Consider the following 21590-nt stretch of genomic DNA (forward strand, 5'->3'; position numbering starts at 1 on the left):
GCATCAACGCGCCGGCGGCTGCTCACCCAACGGCACCACCGCCATGGTCAGGCGCGATACGCAGTTGACCTTGCCGTCATCGTTGACCAACCGGATGTCCCAGACCTGGGTGGTGCGCCCCAGGTGAACCGAGCGGGCCGTGGCCGTGACCCGTCCGCTGCGTACGCCCCGCAAATGGTTGGCGTTGATCTCCAGGCCCACGCAGTAGAACTTGCTGGTGTCCACGCACAGGTAGGCGGCCATGGAGCCGACCGTTTCGGCCAGCACCACCGACGCGCCGCCGTGCAGCAGGCCGAACGGCTGGTGGGTGCGGTGATCAACAACCATGCTCGCAGTCAGGGACTCGTCGTCGAAGGACTCGAAACGAATGTCCAGCACTTCGCTGATGGTGTTTTTACCAGCGGCGTTCAGTTGTTCAATATTCGGGGTGGTGCGCCACAGACTCATCGTTGCCGTTCCTTGTGATTTTTATTTTGCCTTGGGACCGTTCGTTTCAGGGATGCTTGAGGCTCTTGAGCTTCATCGCACCGGCCAGCGGCAGATCACCTTCCAGCTCGGCCAAGCCAGCCGTCGAAACCTGTTCCGGTTGCTGCAAGTGACCGTGCTGCAAAAAGCCCAGCAGGCTGCCCACCAATGGGTTATGGCTGACCAGCAGAACGTTGCCCTGATCGTCCAGGTGTTTCAACACTTCAGCCGGGCGAGTCTCCGGCGTCAACCAGTTCACGGTGATCAACTCAGGCTCGAATCCGAGGGCCTCGCGTACCAGTTGCGCGGTCTGCTGGGCGCGCACGTAAGGGCTGGCATAAATGGCCCGCAACGGCTCGCCTATCAATCGACCGGCGCTGAGCAGCACTTCCTCGCGCCCATGAATCGTCAACACCCGCTCCGGATCGGGACGGGCTCCGTGGGGCTCGGCCTCGCCATGACGCAATACCCACAGTTTCATAGCTTCGGCTCCTCGTCCCGGACCGGGTGCGGTGCCTGGCGCCACGGTGTGGGGCGCTTCGCCTTCCGGCGTGCGTGGGGTCGGCCAGTCGGCGAATGGCCAAGGCTTCTGGTCACTGTGAAAGGTGCCAAAACGGCCGATCTGCGCGAGGAACTGGCTCAGGCTGTCGCCAAAATTCATCAGGCTGGCGCTGGGCGCGCCGTAGATCAGCCGGTAGATCAACTGCACCAGCACCACGGCGCCGAGGATGAATTGCGCCACCTGCCAGACCAGCAGGTAAATCACCATCCACAGCACGCGCAGCAGGATGGATTCGTATTGAGGCTGCCCTTTCGGATCGTTCATGGTTCGCTCCTGCTTGCGGTCAAAGGGAATCAGTTGAAACCGCTGGTGGAAATAAAATCGACGTCGGTCTTGGGTTCGCCACGCATCAACAGTTCGATCACCTGTTCCAGCGTGCGCCCTTCGAACAGGATCGCATGCAGACCGGCGACCAGCGGCATGTACACGCCGGCCTCCTGGGACTTGGCCTTGAGCACCTTGAGGGTGTTGACCCCTTCCGCCACTTCACCCAGGCGCGACACGGCCTCGTCCAGGCTCAGGCCTTGGCCGAGGGCGAAGCCGACCTGGTAGTTGCGGCTCTTGGGCGAAGAGCAGGTAACGATCAGGTCGCCCACCCCGGCCAGCCCGAGGAAAGTCATCGGATTGGCGCCCTGGCTGACGGCAAATCGGGTCATTTCCGCCAGCGCCCGGGTGATCAGCATGCTCTTGGTGTTCTCGCCCATGCCCAAGGCGACCGCCATGCCGGCGATGATCGCGTAGACATTCTTCAGCGCCCCGCCCAGCTCCACGCCGAAACGATCCGCGCTGGCATAGACGCGGAAAGTGCGGCCATGCAACGCGGCCTGGACCCGTTGGCACAACTCTTCATCTTCGCTGGCGACCACGGTGGCGGTCAGGGCATGCTCGGCAATCTCGCGCGCCAGGTTCGGCCCGGAGATCACGCCGATTCGCGCCTTGGGGGCGATGTCTTCGAGGATCTCGCTCATCAGCTTGAAGGTTTGCGCCTCGATACCTTTGGTCAGGCTCACCAGCAGTTTGCCGCTCAAGCGTTCGGCATGGGGCGCCAATACCGAGCGCAAGGCGCTGGAAGGCAAGGCCACGAAGAACAGGTCGCTGCCTTCAAGTGTGGCCTGCAAGTCAGTGACCGGCTCCACTTCAGGCCGGACCTTGATGCCCTTGAGGTAACGCGGATTCTCCCGGTTGACCCGGATGGCCTCGGCCTGTTCGGGGTCACGCATCCATTGGCGCACCGCGTGGCCGTTTTCCGCCAGCAGGTTAGCCACGGCAGTGCCGAAACTCCCGCCTCCCAGGACCGCAATCGGGCGCTGTTCAGTCATATGCAATCCGCTCTTCCGTACCAAGTGGCAATGCGGGGCATTATACGGAGCAGCCGGACCGCGACCAGCCCCGTCAGTAATTACCCATAGCTGTAGGAAGCTGACCATCAATTCCTAGGAAAATGCTGTCAACGTGAATGGAAAAGTCGTTCGGCTCGGTTAACATGCCTGCCTTCCTTTCATTATCCAAGGCTGTGCCGTGTTCGTTGGCCCCTCCCGTCCAGGTTCTTCACTGCTATTGGCGCTGATCATCAGTCCGCCGGTAGTGGCCGACGACTTGTTCGTGGACAGCCAGGCCGTGCCCCAGGTGTTGACCGCCACGCGCCTGAAACAGTCGCCGGCCGCAGTGCCGGGCAGCATGACCGTGCTCGATCGTGAATTGATCAAGGCCAGCGGCGCCCGGGACATCAGCGAACTGTTGCGCCTGGTGCCGGGCATGATGGTCGGCAATCTCAGCGGCAACCAGGCCACCGTCAATTACCACGGGACCAACGCCAGCGAAGCGCGGCGCATGCAGGTGCTGATCGATGGCCGTTCGGTGTATCGCGCCGGCCTGGCGACAGTGGACTGGAGCGATATTCCGGTCGCCATGGAAGACATCGACCGAATCGAAGTCTTCCGGGGCCCGAACACCGTCAGCTACGGTGCCAACGCGCTGATGGCGGTGGTCAACATCATTACCCGCGCCCCGGCCGACAGCCACGGCACCCGACTGAAGATCACCCGGGGCCAGCGAGGGATCGGCGACTGGTACGCCAGCCAGGGCAGTGGTTGGGAAAACGGCGATTTCCGACTCTCGCTGTCCGGCCAGGAAGACGACGGTTTCGACAGCGACCGCAACGGTGCCGATTACCGCGACAGCCGGCGACTGGACCGCTTCAACCTGTCCGTCAGCCAAATCCTGGACGAATCCCAGAGCATCGATTGGCAATTGAACGCCAAGGACGGGACCAATCAGCGGCCCTACACCTATCGCCCTGTGTTCGCCGGGATTACAGCGGCTGGGGATAATTCTGACGTCATCGCCAAGGATTACGCCGGTTCGCTGCGCTGGAACCTGGACCTGAACCCCAATCACAGCCTCTATGTACAAGGCTCGATCCAGCATTGGGATCGCCAGCAAACCTGGCGCGCCTGTGATGCCGAGGTGTCCTTCAGCCCGCAATTGACCGACCTCTGGCAGCTCAACCCCAACTACGCCGAGAAGCTGGCCCGCAACATTCCGAGCTTCCTCGGCTCGGGCGCGCCGCCCGGTACCGCACAGGAACAGGCACTGGCCAATCAGGTGCTCGATCAGTGGCGCAACGGCGCTTCCCAGACACTGTGCGGCGACATCGACCAAAGCGCCCGCGAGTCGCGCTATGACCTGGAGATCCAGGACACCCTCAGCCTGTCCGACAGCCTGCGGCTGGTCACCGGGGCGAATTATCGCTACGACCGGGCCGACTCGGAGACCTACTTCAACGGTACCCTGGACGACACCACCTACCGTTTGTTCGGCCAGCTCGAATGGCGAGCCAGCGAACACTGGCTGCTGCAGGGCGGCGCGATGTTCGAGGACACGCGCCTGACCGGCAGTTCGCTGACACCGCGGATGGCGGTGAACTACCTGATCACCCCGCGACATGGCCTGCGGGCGGTGTATTCCGAGGCGGTGCGTTCGCCGGACATGTTCGAGAACAACGTCAATTGGAGCTATCAAGTCTCCAACCTGCAGCCGTCCGCGTTCGGCCAGGACAGTGCACGCTATTTCGTACGCACGCGCGGCCCGGGGAACCTGGATCAAGAGCACATGCGCTCCCGAGAGCTGGGTTACAACGGCTATTTCATGGACCTTGGCCTGACGATGGATGTGAAGCTGTTCCATGACGAAATCACCGGCATGATCAGCGAGCCGCTGCGCAACAACCAATACATCGCCAGCAACAGCAACGAATCGCAATTCACCGGTGCCGAGACCCAATTGGACTGGCGCGTGACCCTTGCCGATCGGCTGCGCCTGACTTACGCCTACGTCGATGCCCTGGCGAGCAACCCCCTCGACGAACAACTGACCGCCCGCAACAGCGGTTCCGCCGGCTGGTTGCGCGATTGGGGCCGGGGTTGGAACAGCGCGGTCTTCTATTACGCCGCCGATGCCCTCAATGGTTATCGCTACGAGCGGGTCGACACCCGCCTCGCCCGGCGAATCCCCTTGGGCAAGGCCAGCCTGGAGCTGGCGGGGGTGATGCAACAGCGCCTCGACGATCAACCCACCACTTACGTCGACAATCGCTACGACTCCCGTCACGTCCTGTATTTCAGCGCAGAGTTGTCCTTCTAGATGTCTCGGCGCCAACCCCGCAAGACGCCATCCCGTGGCCGCCTTTGGCTGTTGCTGTGGGTGGCGTTTGCCAGTCTGCTGAGCGTCGTTGACGCCCGCGCTGCGGAGATCCTGCTGACCGGCGCCCAGGATAGCCCCGGCGTGCAGTCGTTTACCCAGGCCTTGCAGGCCCGACGCCCCTACGACAATGTTCGGTTTGCCCCCGTGGCCGACCTGCCGGCGCCGGACCGGTTACCCGGCGACCTGCGCCTGGTGCTGCTGGATTTACCGAGCCTGGATTGGCGCCTGCAAAAGATCCACGGCCCGGCGACCCTGGTGCTGCGGATCAGCCGCCAGCAAGCCCGCGATCGCTTGGGCGATGCAACGCCCGAGCACCTGAGCCTGCTCTGGAGCGATCCGCCGATGGCGCGGCAATTGCGCCTGATTCGCCAGGTCCTGCCGCAAGTGCGACGGGTCGGCATACTCTTCGACAAGCACAGCGAGTTCCTGCTCAAGGATGCTCATCAGGCGGCGCTTGCCCTGGGCCTGGAAATTGTCGGCGAGCGCTGGGACGACAGCAGCGACAGCCGCCCGTTACAGAACCTGCTGGGCCAGAGCGACGTGTTGCTCGGCCTGGATGATCCTGACCTGTACAACCCCAAGACGGTGAAGAACCTGCTGCTCAGCAGTTATGCCCGGCAACGCGCGCTGATCGGCCCGAGCCCGGCCTTCGTCAAGGCGGGCAGCCTGGCCAGCACATACAGCGACCAGGAAGACTGGCTGGCGATTCTCGATGATCTGCTCGACCGCCCCGCCACCACCTGGCCGCGCACCCTGTACCCGCCCCGCTTCAAAGTCCTGAGCAATCAACAGGTCGCCCGTTCCCTGGGGATCGAACCGATCGATGCCGAATCCGTCGCTGCGCAGTTGGCAGAAGGAGAACACCGCCCATGACCTTGCGTCGTCGTTGGGATATCCACACCCGCACCCAGCTCATCGCCCTCGGCCCGGCCTTGTTGTTGACCGTGTTGCTGATCGGCTTCTTCACCTTCGTGCGGATCCAGGACTTGCGCCAGGAACTCAACCACACCGGGCAACTGATCGCCAACCAACTGGCGCCGGCAGCGGAATACGGGGTCATTTCCGGCAACAACGAAGTGCTGGAAAGCCTGCTCACCGCGACCCTGGCCACGCCCCACGTGCGTTTCCTCGAGGTCCAGGACCGCACGGAGCGAGTCCTGGTGTACGTCGAGCAACCGGCCCAGGCCCGCAACCATTCACAACAGGTGGAAGTGTTCCAGGCCCCGGTTCGCCTGCAGCGCATTGCCCTGAACAATGACTTCCTGCAAGGCAATAATCCGACCACCGAAACGCCCGGCGAGGATTACCTGGGCCGGGTGATCGTCGGCATGTCCAGCGACGCCTTCAGCCAGCGTCAGCAGGAAATCCTGCTCAAGGCCGCGATCCTGGCGTTGTTCGCCCTGCTGTTCACGTTCCTGGTGGCGCGGCGCCTGGCGGCCGACCTGTCACGGCCGATCCGCGACATCGGCAACGCGGTCAAGGCGATCCAGCAAGGCGACTACAACGCCCCGCTGCCGATCGTCGACGACGGCGAACTGGGGGCATTGTCGCGGCACATCAACAACCTCGCCGACGGCCTCGAGCAGGCCAGCCGTGAACAGCACCAGGCCATGGCCCAGTTGATCAAGACCCGGGAAGAAGCGGAAAAGGCCAACAGCGCCAAGTCCGAATTCCTGGCGATGATGAGCCATGAGCTGCGCACGCCGATGAACGGCGTGCTGGGCATGCTGCAACTGCTGGAAACCACCCACATGACCGACGAGCAGCACGAGTACACCGCGCTGGCCTCGGAGTCCACCGAGCACCTGTTGAAGGTGATCAACGACATCCTCGATTTCTCGCGTATCGAACGCTCCGCACTGGAGTTGGAACACATTGCGTTCAACCTGGCGGAGCTGGTGGGCAGTTGCGCCCAGTCGTTCCAACACAGCGCCGCGCAACGCAAGCTGGGCCTGGACCTACTTATCCCCGACGACCTGAAGCCGCTGCAGGTACAAGGCGACCCGACGCGGATCCGGCAGATCCTGGTGAACCTGATCGGCAACGCGCTGAAGTTCACCGACCAGGGCCGCGTTACCGTGCAATGCCAATGGCAAGCCCTGGACCACGAACTACTCTGGTTCACCTGCACGGTACGTGACAGCGGCATCGGTATCCCGGCCGAGAGCCTGGAGCGGATGTTCGACGCGTTCCAGCAGGCCGACAGTTCGATTTCCCGGCGCTACGGCGGCACGGGCCTGGGCTTGCCGATCGCGCGCACCCTGGCCGAACGCATGGGCGGCACGCTGCGCGCCCAGAGCGAGGAAGGCCAGGGCTCGGTGTTTACCCTGGAGATCCCCCTGGCCCTGTCGCGCCTGGCCCCACCGCCGTTGCCTCCACGCCTGCCTGGCGGAAGCCGTGATGGAGAAGGCCGCAATGTCCTGCTGGTAGAAGACAACCCGGTGAACCAGACGGTGATCGAAGCCATGCTGCGCAGCCTGGGTTTCAAGGTCAGCGTCGCCACCGATGGCGCCCAGGCCGTACGCAGCGCCGAGAGCCTGATTTTCGAAGCGATCCTGATGGACTGCCGGCTGCCGGTCATCGATGGCTACGAAGCCACCCGGCAGATCCGCCAATTGCCGGGCTGTACCGAGGTGCCCATCATCGCCCTGACAGCCAATGCATTGCAGGGCGACCGGGAAGCCTGCCTGGCGGCAGGCATGAACGATTACTTGGCCAAACCCTTCAAGCGAATTGACTTGCAGCAGACTCTCCAACGCTGGGTAGGGTAAATACGGGGCGTTGGACTATCTGCGACTGGCGTGAAAGGCGAAAGTGCGGCAGTCTTAAGCACCCGGACACGCCTCGAGCGGGACAGGAATAACAATTTCAGTGCACAGGTGTACATTCATTTCCCGTGTGCTGTGACTTTCACTACAACGCAATAGTCTATGAGTAGGCTGCCGACTCGAGGCATGAACGCTTCGATCGGCCGGGAAGATTTGCCCCACCCTGCCGCATGGGACTATTGAGGAGCTCGCATGACCAAACAAAACGCCTTTACTCGGGAAGATCTGCTGCGCTGCAGTCGCGGTGAGCTGTTCGGCCCAGGTAACGCGCAACTGCCCGCCCCGAACATGCTGATGGTGGATCGCATCACCCATATCAGCGATGAGGGTGGCAAGTACGGCAAAGGTGAATTGGTCGCCGAGCTGGATATCACTCCGGACCTGTGGTTCTTCGCCTGTCACTTCGAAGGTGACCCGGTGATGCCCGGCTGCCTGGGCCTCGACGCCATGTGGCAACTGGTCGGCTTTTTCCTCGGCTGGCAGGGCCTGCCAGGCCGCGGTCGCGCCCTGGGTTCGGGCGAAGTGAAGTTCTTCGGTCAGGTACTGCCGACTGCGAAGAAGATCACCTATAACATTCATATCAAACGCGTCCTCAAGGGCAAGCTGAACATGGCCATTGCCGATGGTTCGGTTGCCGTGGATGGTCGCGAGATCTACACCGCCGAAGGCCTTCGGGTCGGCGTTTTCACCTCCACTGACAACTTCTAAGGGTTATCCGCATGCGCCGCGTCGTTATCACTGGTCTGGGCATCGTTTCGTGCCTGGGCAATGACAAAGAGACCGTCTCCGCTAACCTGCGTGCAAGTCGCCCTGGCATCCGGTACAACCCGGAATATGCCGAAATGGGTCTGCGTAGCCAGGTTTCCGGCTCCATTGACCTGAACCTCGAAGAGCTGATCGATCGCAAGATCTACCGTTTCGTCGGCCACGCGGCGGCTTATGCCTACCTGGCCATGAAAGACGCCATTGCTGACTCCGGCCTGACCGACGAGCAGGTGTCCAACGTGCGCACCGGCCTGATCGCCGGTTCCGGCGGCGCGTCGACCTTGAACCAGATGGAAGCGCTGGACATCCTGCGCGAGAAAGGCGTCAAGCGCGTCGGCCCGTACCGCGTCACGCGGACCATGGGCAGCACCGTTTCGGCTTGCCTGGCCACCCCTTTCAAGATCAAGGGCCTGAACTACTCGATCTCCTCCGCTTGCGCCACCAGTGCCCACTGCATTGGCACCGCGGTCGAGCAGATCCAGATGGGCAAGCAAGACATCGTGTTCGCCGGCGGCGGTGAAGAAGAACATTGGAGCCAGTCGTTCCTGTTCGATGCGATGGGCGCCCTGTCCAGCAAACGCAACGACACACCGCAAACCGCTTCCCGCGCCTACGACGCCGACCGTGACGGTTTCGTCATCGCCGGCGGTGGTGGCATGGTCGTGGTCGAGGAGCTGGAACACGCCCTCGCCCGTGGCGCGAAGATCTACGCGGAAATCGTCGGCTACGGCGCCACTTCCGACGGCTACGACATGGTCGCGCCGAGCGGTGAAGGTGCCGTGCGCTGCATGCAGATGGCCATGTCCACTGTCGACACACCGATCGACTACCTGAACACCCACGGCACCTCGACCCCGGTCGGCGACGTCGCGGAGATGAAAGGTGTGCGTGAAGTGTTCGGCGACAAGGCCCCGGCCATCAGCTCCACCAAGAGCCTCTCGGGTCACTCCCTGGGCGCCGCCGGCAGTCCACGAAGCGATCTATTGCATGCTGATGATGGAAGGCAACTTCATGGCCGGTTCGGCCAACATCGACGAGCTGGACCCGGAAGTGGCCGACCTGCCAATCCTGACCAAGACTCGCGAAAATGCCACCATCAACACCGTGATGAGCAACAGCTTCGGCTTCGGTGGCACCAACGCCACCCTGGTGATGAAGCGCTGGCAGGGCGCGTAGGAGCTGCCGCAGGCTGCGATCTTTTAAAGCGAAAAGATCGCAGGCTTCGCCAGCTCCTACAGGAGCCAACAAAAACGCCCCGACTGGTTCGGGGCGTTTTTTTGTCCGTTCAAAAGCGATGGAAATCTTTGTGGGAGCGAGCTTGCTCGCGATAGCGGTGGATCAGCCAACCTTGATACTGACTGATCCGACGCCATCGCGAGCAAGCTCGCTCCCACAGTTAATTTCAACTTAGCGCACGACAAACCGCTGCTGCGTCAGCAGCCGATCGCCCTGGAACACCATGAACCGCCACTCCCCCGGCACCACTTCGTGGCTTTCGGTGAATTCGTAGGCCATGACATCTTGCGGCGCGCCGGGCACCAGTTTCTGGATAACCTCGAACTTGTCGTGACGCACGCCATCGGGCGTACGGATGCCCGGCGTGAAATACAGCAAGGTCAGCGGCTGGTCATTCTCGATCTTGCCCGCCAACTGGTAGCGCATGCCGAACTTGGTGCCCAGCTTGGCCGGAACACTTTCGGTCTGGCGGATCTGCTCATTGCTGCGACGCAGGACCCGCTCGCCCGACTGCAACTCGGCCTTCGGCCCTTCGAAGACCCCATATTCCACCGGGCCTTCGACACGGACTTCCGCCTGGGCCAGGCCGCAGGTCAACAACAACGCGAGCAGTGCGCTTGAACGGGTGAGGTGCATGGTGCGCTCCTTGATTGAGATGAGCGCGAGGGTATGACGCGGGGGTGACAGGCTGATGACAAAGCCAATGCACCCTGATGCTCTTGTGGCGAGGGGATTTATCCCCGCTGGGTCGCGAAGCGGCCCCTAAAACCTGTCACTTCGGTGTGTCAGACCGAACATGCTCGTCAGTTTTGGGCCTGCTGCGCAGTCCAGCGGGGATAAATCCCCTCGCCACACAGAATGGCTATTCCATTGCCACTGAGCGAGGCAACACCGCCAAAAAGTTATCCCGCGCCACCTTCCTCGCTACGTCCTCAGGCAAGGCATCGAGGAACGGATCGAAGCTGTGCAGTTCCTTACCCAACTTGTTGAATCGCCCTACCACGTCCGATCCCACCATGAAGCGCTCCGGGAAGCGCTCTACCAGCTTCAACCATTCATCCCGGGGCTCGCCCGCCTCATCCAGCAAATACGGCGTGAGCAGGCTCCAGGACAGGTCGATGAAAAGATTGGGGTATGACTCGAGCATCCGCGTCAGAGTAGGCAGCAGAAAATCCAGCTGGGTCTGGTGCCGGTGAATCTCCATGCTCGTGCCAGCATGAGCCCAGATGAAGCGTGTGTGTGGATGATTACGCAACGGCTCTTCGATTTCCGCCAGGTACAGCGGATTTTTCTCACGCTTGGAAGTGATATTGGAATGCAGCATCACCGGCAGGTCGTTCTCCGCCGCCAGGTGATAGATCCGCGTCATGGCCTCGTTGTTGGCGCGCGGCGTGTCGCCTGAGGTCAGCGCCGTCAGGTCGTCGTGGCGCGTGAATACTTCGCCAATGCCTTGCCACAGCCCCGGATAGAGATCGAGCATGCGCTGGATATGCGCGTCGGAGTTCTTGTCGTTGGGGTTGAAGCCTGACAGGAACGGATGGAAGTGCTGGCGTTGTTCGGCAGGGAGCTTGGAGACTGCCGCAGCGACAATCACATCGGTGGCGCTGTACCAGTAGGCGTCCGCATCGTCACCGGCGTAATAACGCGGGCGCTTGGGTTCGTCTTCGTGCCACTTCTTCGCCACGGGCACGCCGGAAATCATGACGTGCTCGATGCGATTTTCCGCCATCGCCTTGAGCAGCTTGGGCATGCCAGCGGTTTCCTGGAAGAAATCGACGTAATGCAGGTGCGCATCACTGTAGGCATATTCGCGGGCCACGGCGGCGCTGCTCGCAACGGCCAGCAGACAAGCGAACATCAGACGGACAGACGACACGGGCACTCTCCAGAAGCCATGAGCAGCATAGACCCCCGCCGTCCCGCCTGGGTTCAAGCCGTCGCTGCCGTCCGTTGCAACCTCGGGTTATGCTTTGCCGATTCGTCGTTCAACCTGGAAGACACCATGACCGCTCCCCTGATCGTTCGCCCCCGTGCAGAAGACGTGGAAGGCCAGCCGATTCTTCGGCCGTTGCCGTCCGCCAAATGTCGCAGCGTCGGACCTTTCGTGTTTTTCGACCATATGCTGCAAACGTCCTACCCGGCGGGTAAAGGCATGAACATCCGCCAGCACCCACATATCGGCCTGTCCACCCTCACTTACCTGTTCGAGGGCCAGATCCAGCATAAGGACAGCCTCGGTTCCGATCAGGTGGTCAACGCCGGGGACGTCAGTTGGATGACTGCCGAGCAGCGCCATTGCCCATGTCGAGCGCACTCCACAGGCATTGGTGGAACGAGGTTTTGTCATGCATGGGCTGCAAGTCTGGCTGGCCTCACCCCAATCGCACGAAGAAGGCCCTGGGCACTACAGTCATCATCCGGCCAACAGCCTGCCAGTCAGCGAGAACCTGGGCGTCAGCATCCGCATGATCGCCGGGTCAGGCTTTTGCCTGGAATCGCCGGTGCCGGTGCTGTCGCCTACGTTGTATGCCGAACTGCACCTGCAGACCGCGACGACCTTGCTGATCCCCACGGAACATGAAGAGCGCGCACTGTATGTCCTGGAGGGTGAAGCACAATTGGACGGTGAGCCGCTGGAGCCTCATGCGCTGGTCATATTGCCAGCCGGAGAAGAGATGACGCTGTCGGCCGACAGCGATTGCCATGCCGTGCTGTTCGGCGGCGCCCCCCTGGACGGACCTCGGCGGATGAACTGGAACTTCGTCTCCAGCGACCCGGCCCGGATAGACGAAGCCCGCCGGCGCTGGGCGGCTGGGGATTGGCCGAGCGTACCTGGGGAAAGCGAACGGATCGAACTGCCCTAGCGTTATACACATCCCGTGGCGAGGGAGCTTGCTCCCGCTCGACTCTGTAGGAGCTGGCGAAGCCTGCGATCTTTCGCTTGAGATTCAACCTGTCTGTAAAGATCGCAGCCTCGCTCCGCTCGACAGCTCCTACAGGCCCAGCGGGAGCAAGCTCCCTCGCCACGGGGCTATGTGTCAGACCATCAGCCCTTGAACACTTCATCGAGCAAATTGTGCATCGAGCGGAACGCCCGCCCCGCCACCTTGGCGTTGTACATCATCTTGCCCGGCACATTGGCCTGCGGGTCGGTGAACGAATGTACCGCACCGCCGTAGCTCAGCAGTTGCCAATCCACCCCGGCCGCGTTCATCTCATCTTCGAAGGCCGGCAGTTGTTCTTTCGGCACCAACGGGTCGGAGGCGCCGTGCATGACCAGGACGGCGCCCTTGATGTTCTGCGCATCGTCCGGGTTGGGCGTATCCAGGGTGCCGTGGAACGAAATCGCGGCCTTGAGCGGCGCTCCGGTGCGAGCCAGTTCCAGGGAACAGCAACCGCCAAAGCAAAAGCCAAACGTGGCCAGTTTCGAAACGTCGACCTGCGCTTCGCCCTGGCTTTGCAATTGTTCGAACGCGGCCTGCATGCGCTTGCGCAACAACGCCCGGTCATTCTTGAGCGGCATCATCGCCGCACCGGCCTCGTCGGCATTGGACGGGCGCACGGTTTGCCCATACAGATCGGCAATCAGCACCACGTAACCGTTCGCCGCCACTGACCTGGCGATCTCCTCGGCTCCTGCCCCTACGCCCATCCAATTCGGTGCCATCAGCAAACCCGGGCGCGGCCCCTGCTGGTGGGTATCGAAGGCCAGGCGGCTTTCATAGCTTTGGCCATCGAGCTGATACACCACCGAACGAACCGTAATCTGACTCATAGTCGACTTCCCCTTGGCGGAACAATGGAAATGAAAAAACCCGCCGAAGCGGGTTTTTCCTACAACGTGATTAAGCTGACAATTCAACCAACAGCTTGTTCAGGCGACGGACATAGGCCGCCGGGTCTTTCAGGCTGTCGCCGGCCGCCAGGGCCGCCTGGTCGAAGAGGATGTGCGACAGGTCGCCAAAACGCTCTTCGCTCTGCTCGTTGTCGAGCTTCTCCACCAGCGGGTGAGCCGGGTTGAATTCGAAGATCGGCTTGGAATCCGGGACTTTCTGGCCGCTGGCTTCGAGGATCTGGCGCATTTGCAGACCCAGGTCCTGCTCGCCGATGGCCAGGATCGCCGGGGAATCGGTCAGGCGGTGGGAAACGCGTACTTCGCTGACGGCATCGCCCAACGCAGTCTTGATCCGCTCCACCAGGCCTTCCTTGCTCTTGGCCACTTCCTCGGCGGCCTTCTTGTCTTCTTCCGAATCCAGGTTGCCAAGGTCCAGGTCGCCACGAGCCACGTCGACAAAGCTCTTGCCGTCGAATTCGTTGAGGTAGCTCATCAGCCACTCGTCGATGCGATCGGTGAGCAGCAGCACTTCGATGCCTTTCTTGCGGAAGACTTCCAGGTGCGGGCTGTTCTTGACCTGTGCATAAGTCTCGCCGGTCAGGTAATAGATCTTGTCCTGGCCTTCCTTGGCGCGGGCCAGGTAATCGGCCAGGCCAACGATCTGCTCGCCGTCGTCGCCCTGGGTCGAGGCAAAGCGCAGCAGGCCAGCGATCTTCTCCTTGTTGGCGAAGTCTTCGGCCGGACCTTCCTTCATCACCTGGCCGAAGTTCTTCCAGAAGCCCTTGTACTGCTCAGGCTCGTTCTTCGCCAATTTTTCCAACATGTCCAGCACGCGCTTGGTCAGTGCCGACTTCATGGAATCGATGATCGGATCTTTCTGCAGGATTTCCCGCGAAACGTTCAGCGACAGGTCGTTGGAGTCCACCACACCCTTGATGAAGCGCAGGTACAGCGGCAGGAACGATTCGGCCTGGTCCATCACGAACACACGCTGCACGTACAGCTTCAGGCCGCGTGGCGCTTCGCGCTGGTACAGATCGAACGGCGCACGGGCCGGCACGTACAGCAGCGAGCTGTATTCCAGCTTGCCTTCAACCTTGTTATGGCTCCAGCTCAGCGGATTCTCGTAGTCATGACCGATGTGCTTGTAGAACTCCTGGTATTCCTCGTCCTTGATCTCGGTGCGAGGACGGGTCCAGAGGGCACTGGCGCGGTTGACGGTTTCCCATTCCACTTCAGGCTTTTCTTCGCCTTCGGCAGCGGTGACTTCCTTCGGCAGCTCGATTGGCAGCGCGATGTGGTCTGAGTACTTCTTGATGATGTTGCGCAGGCGCCAGCCATCGGCGAACTCTTCTTCGCCAGACTTGAGGTGCAGGACGATGCGGGTGCCGCGATCAGCCTTGTCGAGGGTCGCGACTTCAAACTCGCCCTCGCCCTTGGACGACCAGTGCACGCCTTCGCTCGCAGCGAGGCCGGCACGGCGGCTGAACACTTCGACGTGGTCAGCGACGATGAACGCGGAATAGAAACCGACGCCGAACTGGCCGATCAGGTGCGAATCCTTCTTCTGGTCGCCGGACAGGTTCTTCATGAAATCGGCGGTGCCGGACTTGGCGATGGTGCCCAGGTGCGTGATCACCTCGTCGCGGCTCATGCCGATACCGTTGTCTTCGAGGGTGACGGTTTTCGCGTCCTTGTCGAAGCTCACACGGATTTTCAGCTCGGCGCCGCCTTCCAGCAGTTCTGGCTTGGACAGCGCTTCGAAACGTAATTTGTCGACAGCGTCGGAGGCGTTCGAAATCAGCTCGCGGAGGAAAATTTCCTTATTCGAATACAGCGAGTGAATCATCAGGTGCAGCAGTTGCTTCACCTCGGTCTGGAAGCCCAGGGTTTCCTTTTGAGTTTCCACGCTCATGGTCATCAAACTCCAAGTGGATGGTGGTGTCCGCCTCGCAGAGATTGGCGGCGGGATGTCCTCAAGGTGGGGGCAACTCGGGTGATTTCAAGAGCCGGCCGGCTTGGAGGGCGCCGGGATCTTGAAATGGGCCCGGGCAGTGGCGATGGGTTCGGCTTCAGCTTCCTGCCAGGCAGTGATCGCGACGTTGGCCACACGCCGCCCCTGGCGCCAGACCTGGCACCTCGCATAAGTATCGCGAAACTGCCCGGCTCGCAGGTAATCCAGGGAAAAATCGATGATCTTGGGTACACTGGCCGCATGTGTGGCGATCAGCAGATGAACGGCGGCCGATAGCTCCATGAATCCGGCGATGACCCCACCATGGATAGCAGGCAGTAAAGGGTTACCAATGTTGTCCTTATTGGCTGGCAGGCAAAACAGCCATTCATCGCCCTGGCGCGTGCATTCGACGCCGATGAGTTGCGCATAGGGAATCAAGGACAGCAGTCGCCCGACGTCGCCCTGCTCACACGCCTGGCGCAGTTGCGCCTCAGTGATGTCGGTCATGGTTTTTGCGCCGCAGCCGCCAGGCCGCCCTTTTTCATTCCGCGGGCGCTGTCACCCAGGCGCATGAAGGTGCCGACCACATGGGCAATGGGGTGCTCCGGATCGTCCTGGTAGGCAAACCCACGGCTGAAGATCACGTCCGGCGTGATCCGATAGCACTGGGCAAAGCCATAGATAGCTTTGTCGGGCATGGCGGCGTGCATGTAGTCGATACGCAGGTCCAGGGTCGGACAGACTTCAAACTGCGGTAACACGCACAACGTCGACATGCCGCAGGCGGTGTCCATCAAGGTGGTCAACGCCCCGCCATGGACAATGCCCGTCAAGGGATTGCCAACGATCTGCGGGCTGTAAGGCAACACGACGGTTAATCCATCGCGACTGGCGCTGTGGAGTTTCAAGCCCAACACCTGACAGTGCCTGAGCGCAGATAAAAAGCGTGTCGCGCGGTCAAAAACGGAATCTTCAGCCATCGGTCCAATACTCCCCTCAAGGTACGCGATAAAGTTCCATCCGCCGGCAAGTTATATATCTATGGGATCAGGAGGAACTTAACCCCGGGGGCGCGGCTCAAACGGCCAGTAGTTATATCCATAAGGAGAAACACCCCATGCGTAAGACTTTTGCTATTGCCTTGATGTTGGCCGCCTCCCTCGGTCTCGCCGCCTGCGATAAAAAATCCGAGGACAAAGCTCAAGATGCCAACCAACACGCTGAACAAGCTCAGCAAGACATGAACAAAGCACAGGATAAAGTGAACGACGCGGCGAAAGAAAACGCCGAAGCTGCCAAAGCTCAGTCTGAATCGAACAGCGCCGCCCAGCAGGAACAAGCACCTGCCACCGCGCCTAAAACCAACTGATACGGTTTTGGCAGCAAAAGAAAACCCGCCTGGTGCGGGTTTTCTTGTATCTGGCATCCAGGAAAGTTGCTGCGCCGTCAGGCCGCTTCCTTGCCCGCCTCGGGCGCTGGCGCTTCGGTAGGCGTATAGACCATCACATCCAGTACATCCGAATGAAACTCGCGCTGATACAACACGAAGACCACGCGCGGCACTCATCAACATGAATAACCAGGGGCTGACGAACCAGGCCAACATGGTCATGCCGAAATAATACGAACGCAGGCCGAAGTTGAACTGGTTGGCCGCCATTGAAATAACCCGCGCGGCTCTTGAAGCAAAAGCCTTGCGCTCCTGCTCGGACACATGCCGCTCACCGATCATCGGCGCCGACCCCACCAGGACCGCCGCGAAGTTGTATTGGCGCATGCACCAACTGAACGTGAAGAACGCGTAGACGAACACCAGCGCTAGGCAAAGAAGCTTCAGTTCCGCCATGCCTTGGGAGGCCTGCTGCACCAGTGGCAGGTCCGCCAGCAACGACACCGCCCGGTCGGACGCCCCGAGTACCGTCAGGATGCCCGCCAGGATAATCAACGTACTGGAGGCAAAAAACGATGCGTTGCGCTCCAGGTTGCCGATCACGCTGGCATCGGCGATGCGGTTGTCGCGCAGCAGCATGCGGCGCATCCAGTCTTCGCGGTACAGGTGCATGACACTGGCCAGGCAGGCCGTGTCGCGGGCTTTCCATGAGGCGTAACGGGTGTAGCCGGCCCAGCAGATGATGAACCAGATCGCGGCCAGGAGATGGATCAGGTTGGCTTGGATGAATGACATTCGATTTCCTGTGTGTCTAAAAACATGACGTCTAAAGCCAGACTGCCTTGCGGACCTGTGGGAGCGAGCTTGCTCGCGATGGCGTCGGATCAGTCAGAGATGAGGTGGCTGATAGACCGCTATCGCGAGCAAGCTCGCTCCCACAGGGTTCCATGCAGGCTTTCAGGACACTGCTTCGACGTTAGCCCACGAAAAAAGACACCGCACTCAAAAAAAATGCCCCGTATCGATCGACACGGGGCATTTCGTTTTGTCGGCGAACTGACGGCGAGCGGCTTATGCCAAGGCCTCGCTGCGCTTGCCCAGCAGGCGGTCACACACCACCGCGACCGCCAGGGTCATGACCGAAGGCACCAGCCACGCCAGGCCTTGCTCGCTGAGCGGCAGGTGAGCGAGTTGCGCTGGCATCCAGTCCGCCAGGCCCGCGCCCTTGAGCGCATCGATCAGGCCAAACAGGAACGACACCAGCATCACCGGGCCGACGATGCGCCCTTGCTCGTGCCAGAAATCCTTGCAGAAGCTCAGGGCCACCAGGGCGATACATGGCGGGTAGATCGCGGTGAGGACCGGAATCGAGAACGCGATCAGCTTGGTCAGGCCCAGGTTGGATACCAACAGCGAGAACGCCGCCAGGATCACCACCAGGGTCTTGTAGGACAGCGGCAGGACGCGGCTGAAGTATTCCGCGCAGGCGCAGGTCAGGCCGACCGCCGTTACCAGGCATGCGAGGGAGATCAGTACCGCAAGGAAACCGCTGCCCAGGCTGCCGAACGTGTGCTGCACGTAGGCATGCAGCACGGCGGCGCCGTTGGTCGCGCCCACAGCCACTTCATGACTGCCCGAGCCCAGGCGGAACAGGCTGACGTAGACCAGGGCCAGCCCTACCCCGGCGATCAGCCCGGCGATGATCGCGTAACGGGTGATCAAGGCCGGCGACTCGACGCCACGGGAGCGGATGGCGTTGACGATGACGATGCCGAACACCAGGGCGCCGAGGGTATCCATGGTCAGGTAGCCATTGATGAAGCCTTGGGAGAACGGTGCCGCCACGTATTCGGGGGTCGCCACGCCGATATCGCCGGCTGGCAAGGCAAAAGCGGCAATACCGAGCACGGCCAGGGCGATGATTTTCAGCGGCGCGAGAAAACGTCCGACGGTATCCAGCAAGCGGCCCGGGTAGAGCGAGATGAAGAACACCAGGAGGAAGTACACCGCGCTGTAGAGGAACAGCGCCAGCGGGCTTTCGCCGGTCAATGGCGCCAGGCCGACTTCGAACGATACGGTGGCGGTTCGAGGCGTGGCGAACAGCGGGCCGACCGCCAGGTAGCACACGGCGGCCAGCAAGCCACCGGCAATCTTGCCGATCGGGCTGCTCAAGGCGTCCATCGCACCACCGACCTTGGCCAGTGCGACGACCGTGATCACCGGCAACCCTACCGCTGTGATCAAGAAGCCCAGCGCCGCCATCCAGACATGAGGCCCGGACTGCAAACCGACGATAGGCGGGAAGATGATGTTGCCGGCCCCGACGAACAGGGCAAATGTCATGAAACCAAGCGCCAGGATGTCCTGGCCTTTCAACACTTTCATTAAGGAAACCACACTACTGAATCGGAATTTAGAGAGGGATTTCCCTTATGGGTGAGGGAAATGCTGCCGATCCGTATGGGACCGGCCCGTTTAGCGCGTCGCTGCCTTGTGGGCCGCGGTCGCAAAATTGGCCGCCAGACTAACGAATTTGCGCGCAAAACGCACTGTTACAGGGCGAACTATCCGATACACGACGTATCTGTGTCGCGTTTTTGCATGTAAATGGTTGGCGACTGTCATTCCGTCATCGCGAGCAAGCTCGCTCCCACAATGAAATGCATTCATGCCCTTGTGGCGAGGGAGCTTGCTCCCTCGCCACAAAAGCCCTCGGCGGCTGCACAGGCATAGGGCCAGGAACGACAAAGGCCACCCGAAGGTGGCCTTTGTTGCTGGAACAAAAAAGTCAGCCGAAGCTTACTTCTTCATTTCCCAGCCAGTCAGCTCGGCCAGGGCCTTGCCGATGTCTGCCAGCGAACGCACGGTTTTCACGCCTGCGTCTTGCAGTGCAGCGAATTTCTCGTCTGCAGTGCCCTTGCCGCCGGAGATGATTGCGCCAGCATGGCCCATGCGCTTGCCCGGAGGAGCAGTCACACCTGCAATGTAGGAAACAACCGGCTTGGTCACGTTTGCCTTGATGTAGGCAGCGGCTTCTTCTTCAGCGGAACCGCCGATTTCACCGATCATGACGATCGCTTCGGTCTTCGGGTCTTCCTGGAACAGCTTCAGGATGTCGATGAAGTTGGAGCCCGGGATCGGGTCACCGCCGATGCCGACGCAAGTCGACTGACCGAAACCGGCGTCAGTGGTCTGCTTGACAGCTTCGTAGGTCAGGGTGCCGGAACGGGAAACGATACCGACCTTGCCTGGCAAGTGAATGTGACCTGGCATGATGCCGATCTTGCATTCACCTGGAGTGATCACGCCTGGGCAGTTAGGGCCGATCAGGGTGATACCCAGCTCGTCGCACTTGACCTTGGCTTCCAGCATGTCGATGGTCGGGATGCCTTCGGTGATGCAAACGATCAGCTTGATGCCGCCGAACGCTGCTTCAAGGATGGAGTCCTTGCAGAACGGAGCTGGAACGTAGATCACGCTGGCGGTGGCGCCAGTGGCAGCTACAGCGTCTTTCACGGTGTTGAAGACAGGCAGGCCCAGGTGCTCGGTGCCGCCTTTGCCTGGCGTTACGCCGCCAACCATCTTGGTGCCGTATTCGATGGCTTGCTGGGTGTGGAAACTACCTTGCGAACCGGTAATACCCTGGCAGATAACCTTGGTGTCTTTGTTGATCAGGACGCTCATTATTTGCCCTCCGCAGCTTTAACGACTTGTTGAGCAGCGTCGGTCAGGCTGGTAGCAGCGATGATGTTCAAACCGCTTTCTGCCAGTACTTTAGCGCCCAGCTCAGCGTTGTTGCCTTCGAGGCGAACAACAACCGGGATTTTCACGCCGACTTCTTTCACGGCGCCGATGATGCCTTCGGCAATCATGTCGCAGCGAACGATGCCGCCGAAGATGTTGACCAGTACTGCAGCGACGTTGGTGTCGGACAGGATGATCTTGAACGCTTCGGTAACGCGTTCCTTGGTAGCACCGCCGCCCACGTCGAGGAAGTTGGCTGGCTTGCCGCCGTGCAGGTTGACGATGTCCATGGTACCCATGGCCAGGCCAGCGCCGTTGACCATGCAACCGATGTTGCCTTCCAGGGCTACGTAGTTCAGTTCGAACTTGGCAGCGTGCGCTTCGCGCGGATCGTCTTGCGACGGATCGTGGAAAGTCTTCAGCTTAGGCTGACGGTACATGGCGTTGGCGTCGATGTTGATCTTGGCATCGAGGCAGTGCAGGTCGCCGTCGGCCTTGATCACCAGCGGGTTCACTTCCAGCAGTGCCAGGTCGTGGTCCTGGAACAGCTTGGCCAGACCTACGAAGATCTTGGCGAATTGAGTGACCTGCTTGCCTTCCAGGCCCAGCTGGAATGCCAGCTCGCGGCCCTGGAATGGCTGTGCGCCAACCAGTGGATCGATGGTGGCCTTGAGGATTTTCTCAGGGGTGTCGTGAGCGATTTTCTCGATGTCCACGCCACCTTCGGTGGAAGCCATGAACACGATGCGGCGGCTCGAACGGTCAACGACAGCGCCCAGGTACAGCTCTTTAGCGATATCAGTGCACGATTCAACCAGGATCTTGGTGACTGGCTGACCGTTGGCGTCGGTCTGGTAAGTCACCAGACGCTTGCCCAGCCACTGCTGTGCGAAGGCTTTGGCGTCTTCTTTGCTGCGAACCAGCTTGACGCCGCCCGCTTTACCGCGACCACCGGCGTGAACCTGGGCTTTGACAACCCATTCGCTGCCGCCGATTTTGTCGCAAGCTTCTGCTGCCGCTTCCGGGGTGTCTACAGCGTAGCCGGTGGATACTGGCAGGCCGTACTCAGCGAACAGCTGCTTACCCTGATACTCGTGAAGATTCAT

Annotated in this window: 17 protein-coding genes and 4 pseudogenes; 7 read left to right on the forward strand and 14 right to left on the reverse strand. The window is 60.9% G+C overall.

Annotation, left to right across the window (positions count from 1 at the left end; genetic code table 11):
- Positions 1-3: 3 nt before the first annotated feature.
- The 4 genes and pseudogenes from AB4N42_RS23955 to AB4N42_RS23970 form a co-directional block, all read right to left on the reverse strand.
- Positions 4-447: a hotdog fold thioesterase gene (locus AB4N42_RS23955; protein WP_198798373.1), complete on the reverse strand. Its 444-nt coding sequence runs from the start codon at positions 445-447 to the stop codon at positions 4-6.
- A gap of 46 nt (positions 448-493) precedes the next feature.
- A complete protein-coding gene (gene sixA, locus AB4N42_RS23960; RefSeq protein WP_217861465.1) occupies positions 494-946 on the reverse strand; it encodes a phosphohistidine phosphatase SixA in 453 nt (150 codons plus the stop codon).
- A pseudogene (locus AB4N42_RS23965) lies at positions 943-1291 on the reverse strand (DUF4389 domain-containing protein). Before AB4N42_RS23965 ends, sixA begins: the two are co-directional and overlap by 4 nt.
- A gap of 29 nt (positions 1292-1320) precedes the next feature.
- A complete protein-coding gene (locus AB4N42_RS23970; protein ID WP_030138348.1) occupies positions 1321-2346 on the reverse strand; it encodes an NAD(P)H-dependent glycerol-3-phosphate dehydrogenase in 1026 nt (341 codons plus the stop codon).
- A 199-nt stretch (positions 2347-2545) separates the two neighbouring features.
- Here AB4N42_RS23970 and AB4N42_RS23975 point away from each other — a divergent pair, with 199 nt between their 5' ends.
- The 5 genes and pseudogenes from AB4N42_RS23975 to fabB all read left to right on the forward strand — a co-directional run bounded on the left by AB4N42_RS23975 (position 2546) and on the right by fabB (position 9498).
- The gene (locus AB4N42_RS23975; RefSeq protein WP_030138347.1) at positions 2546-4669 is read left to right on the forward strand and encodes a TonB-dependent receptor plug domain-containing protein; all 2124 of its coding nucleotides are present in this window, start codon (positions 2546-2548) and stop codon (positions 4667-4669) included.
- Complete coding sequence (locus tag AB4N42_RS23980; RefSeq protein ID WP_030138346.1) at positions 4670-5602, forward strand: ABC transporter substrate-binding protein; 933 nt, start codon at positions 4670-4672, stop codon at positions 5600-5602. It abuts the gene before it with no gap.
- Positions 5599-7500, forward strand: a complete 1902-nt coding sequence (locus AB4N42_RS23985) for an ATP-binding protein (RefSeq protein ID WP_030138345.1) — start codon at positions 5599-5601, stop codon at positions 7498-7500. Before AB4N42_RS23980 ends, AB4N42_RS23985 begins: the two co-directional genes overlap by 4 nt.
- A gap of 249 nt (positions 7501-7749) precedes the next feature.
- On the forward strand, positions 7750-8265 hold the full coding sequence (gene fabA / locus AB4N42_RS23990; RefSeq protein WP_030138344.1) for a 3-hydroxyacyl-[acyl-carrier-protein] dehydratase FabA: 516 nt from the start codon (positions 7750-7752) through the stop codon (positions 8263-8265).
- Between the two features lie 11 nt (positions 8266-8276).
- A pseudogene (gene fabB / locus AB4N42_RS23995) lies at positions 8277-9498 on the forward strand (beta-ketoacyl-ACP synthase I).
- A 231-nt stretch (positions 9499-9729) separates the two neighbouring features.
- On the opposite strand, the gene AB4N42_RS24000 reads toward fabB, so the two are convergent.
- Positions 9730-10194, reverse strand: a complete 465-nt coding sequence (locus AB4N42_RS24000; protein ID WP_030138342.1) for a DUF3859 domain-containing protein — start codon at positions 10192-10194, stop codon at positions 9730-9732.
- Positions 10195-10420: 226 nt separating this feature from the next.
- Positions 10421-11416: an amidohydrolase family protein gene (locus tag AB4N42_RS24005; protein ID WP_460116417.1), complete on the reverse strand. Its 996-nt coding sequence runs from the start codon at positions 11414-11416 to the stop codon at positions 10421-10423.
- Between the two features lie 144 nt (positions 11417-11560).
- Between AB4N42_RS24005 and AB4N42_RS24010 the strand changes: the two are divergent.
- Positions 11561-12422, forward strand: a pseudogene (locus AB4N42_RS24010) (pirin family protein).
- Positions 12423-12604: 182 nt separating this feature from the next.
- On the opposite strand, the gene AB4N42_RS24015 reads toward AB4N42_RS24010, so the two are convergent.
- The 4 genes from AB4N42_RS24015 to AB4N42_RS24030 all read right to left on the reverse strand — a co-directional run bounded on the left by AB4N42_RS24015 (position 12605) and on the right by AB4N42_RS24030 (position 16330).
- On the reverse strand, positions 12605-13333 hold the full coding sequence (locus AB4N42_RS24015) for a dienelactone hydrolase family protein (RefSeq protein ID WP_460115456.1): 729 nt from the start codon (positions 13331-13333) through the stop codon (positions 12605-12607).
- 70 nt (positions 13334-13403) lie between these two features.
- Positions 13404-15308 carry a molecular chaperone HtpG gene (htpG, locus tag AB4N42_RS24020; RefSeq protein ID WP_030138338.1) on the reverse strand — a complete coding sequence of 635 codons (1905 nt, stop codon included), beginning with the start codon at positions 15306-15308 and terminating at the stop codon, positions 13404-13406.
- An 87-nt stretch (positions 15309-15395) separates the two neighbouring features.
- Positions 15396-15857: a PaaI family thioesterase gene (locus tag AB4N42_RS24025; protein WP_030138337.1), complete on the reverse strand. Its 462-nt coding sequence runs from the start codon at positions 15855-15857 to the stop codon at positions 15396-15398.
- Positions 15854-16330: a PaaI family thioesterase gene (locus tag AB4N42_RS24030; protein WP_030138336.1), complete on the reverse strand. Its 477-nt coding sequence runs from the start codon at positions 16328-16330 to the stop codon at positions 15854-15856. Before AB4N42_RS24030 ends, AB4N42_RS24025 begins: the two co-directional genes overlap by 4 nt.
- Positions 16331-16467: 137 nt before the next feature.
- Here AB4N42_RS24030 and AB4N42_RS24035 point away from each other — a divergent pair, with 137 nt between their 5' ends.
- Positions 16468-16719 carry a hypothetical protein gene (locus tag AB4N42_RS24035; protein WP_030138335.1) on the forward strand — a complete coding sequence of 84 codons (252 nt, stop codon included), beginning with the start codon at positions 16468-16470 and terminating at the stop codon, positions 16717-16719.
- Positions 16720-16796: 77 nt separating this feature from the next.
- Here AB4N42_RS24035 and AB4N42_RS24040 read toward each other — a convergent pair.
- The 4 genes and pseudogenes from AB4N42_RS24040 to sucC all read right to left on the reverse strand — a co-directional run bounded on the left by AB4N42_RS24040 (position 16797) and on the right by sucC (position 21590).
- Positions 16797-17535: pseudogene (locus AB4N42_RS24040) on the reverse strand (DUF599 domain-containing protein).
- 276 nt (positions 17536-17811) lie between these two features.
- Positions 17812-19125, reverse strand: coding sequence for a branched-chain amino acid transport system II carrier protein (brnQ, locus tag AB4N42_RS24045; protein WP_030138333.1), 1314 nt, complete (start codon positions 19123-19125; stop codon positions 17812-17814).
- A 414-nt stretch (positions 19126-19539) separates the two neighbouring features.
- Positions 19540-20424 (reverse strand): succinate--CoA ligase subunit alpha, encoded by an 885-nt coding sequence (gene sucD / locus AB4N42_RS24050; RefSeq protein ID WP_003179236.1) that lies wholly within the window; start codon positions 20422-20424, stop codon positions 19540-19542.
- Entirely contained in the window at positions 20424-21590 is a 1167-nt protein-coding gene (gene sucC / locus AB4N42_RS24055) for an ADP-forming succinate--CoA ligase subunit beta (RefSeq protein WP_003179235.1), read from the reverse strand. The genes sucD and sucC overlap by 1 nt, the downstream gene beginning before the upstream one ends.

This window comes from Pseudomonas sp. H2_D02 (assembly GCF_054677635.1).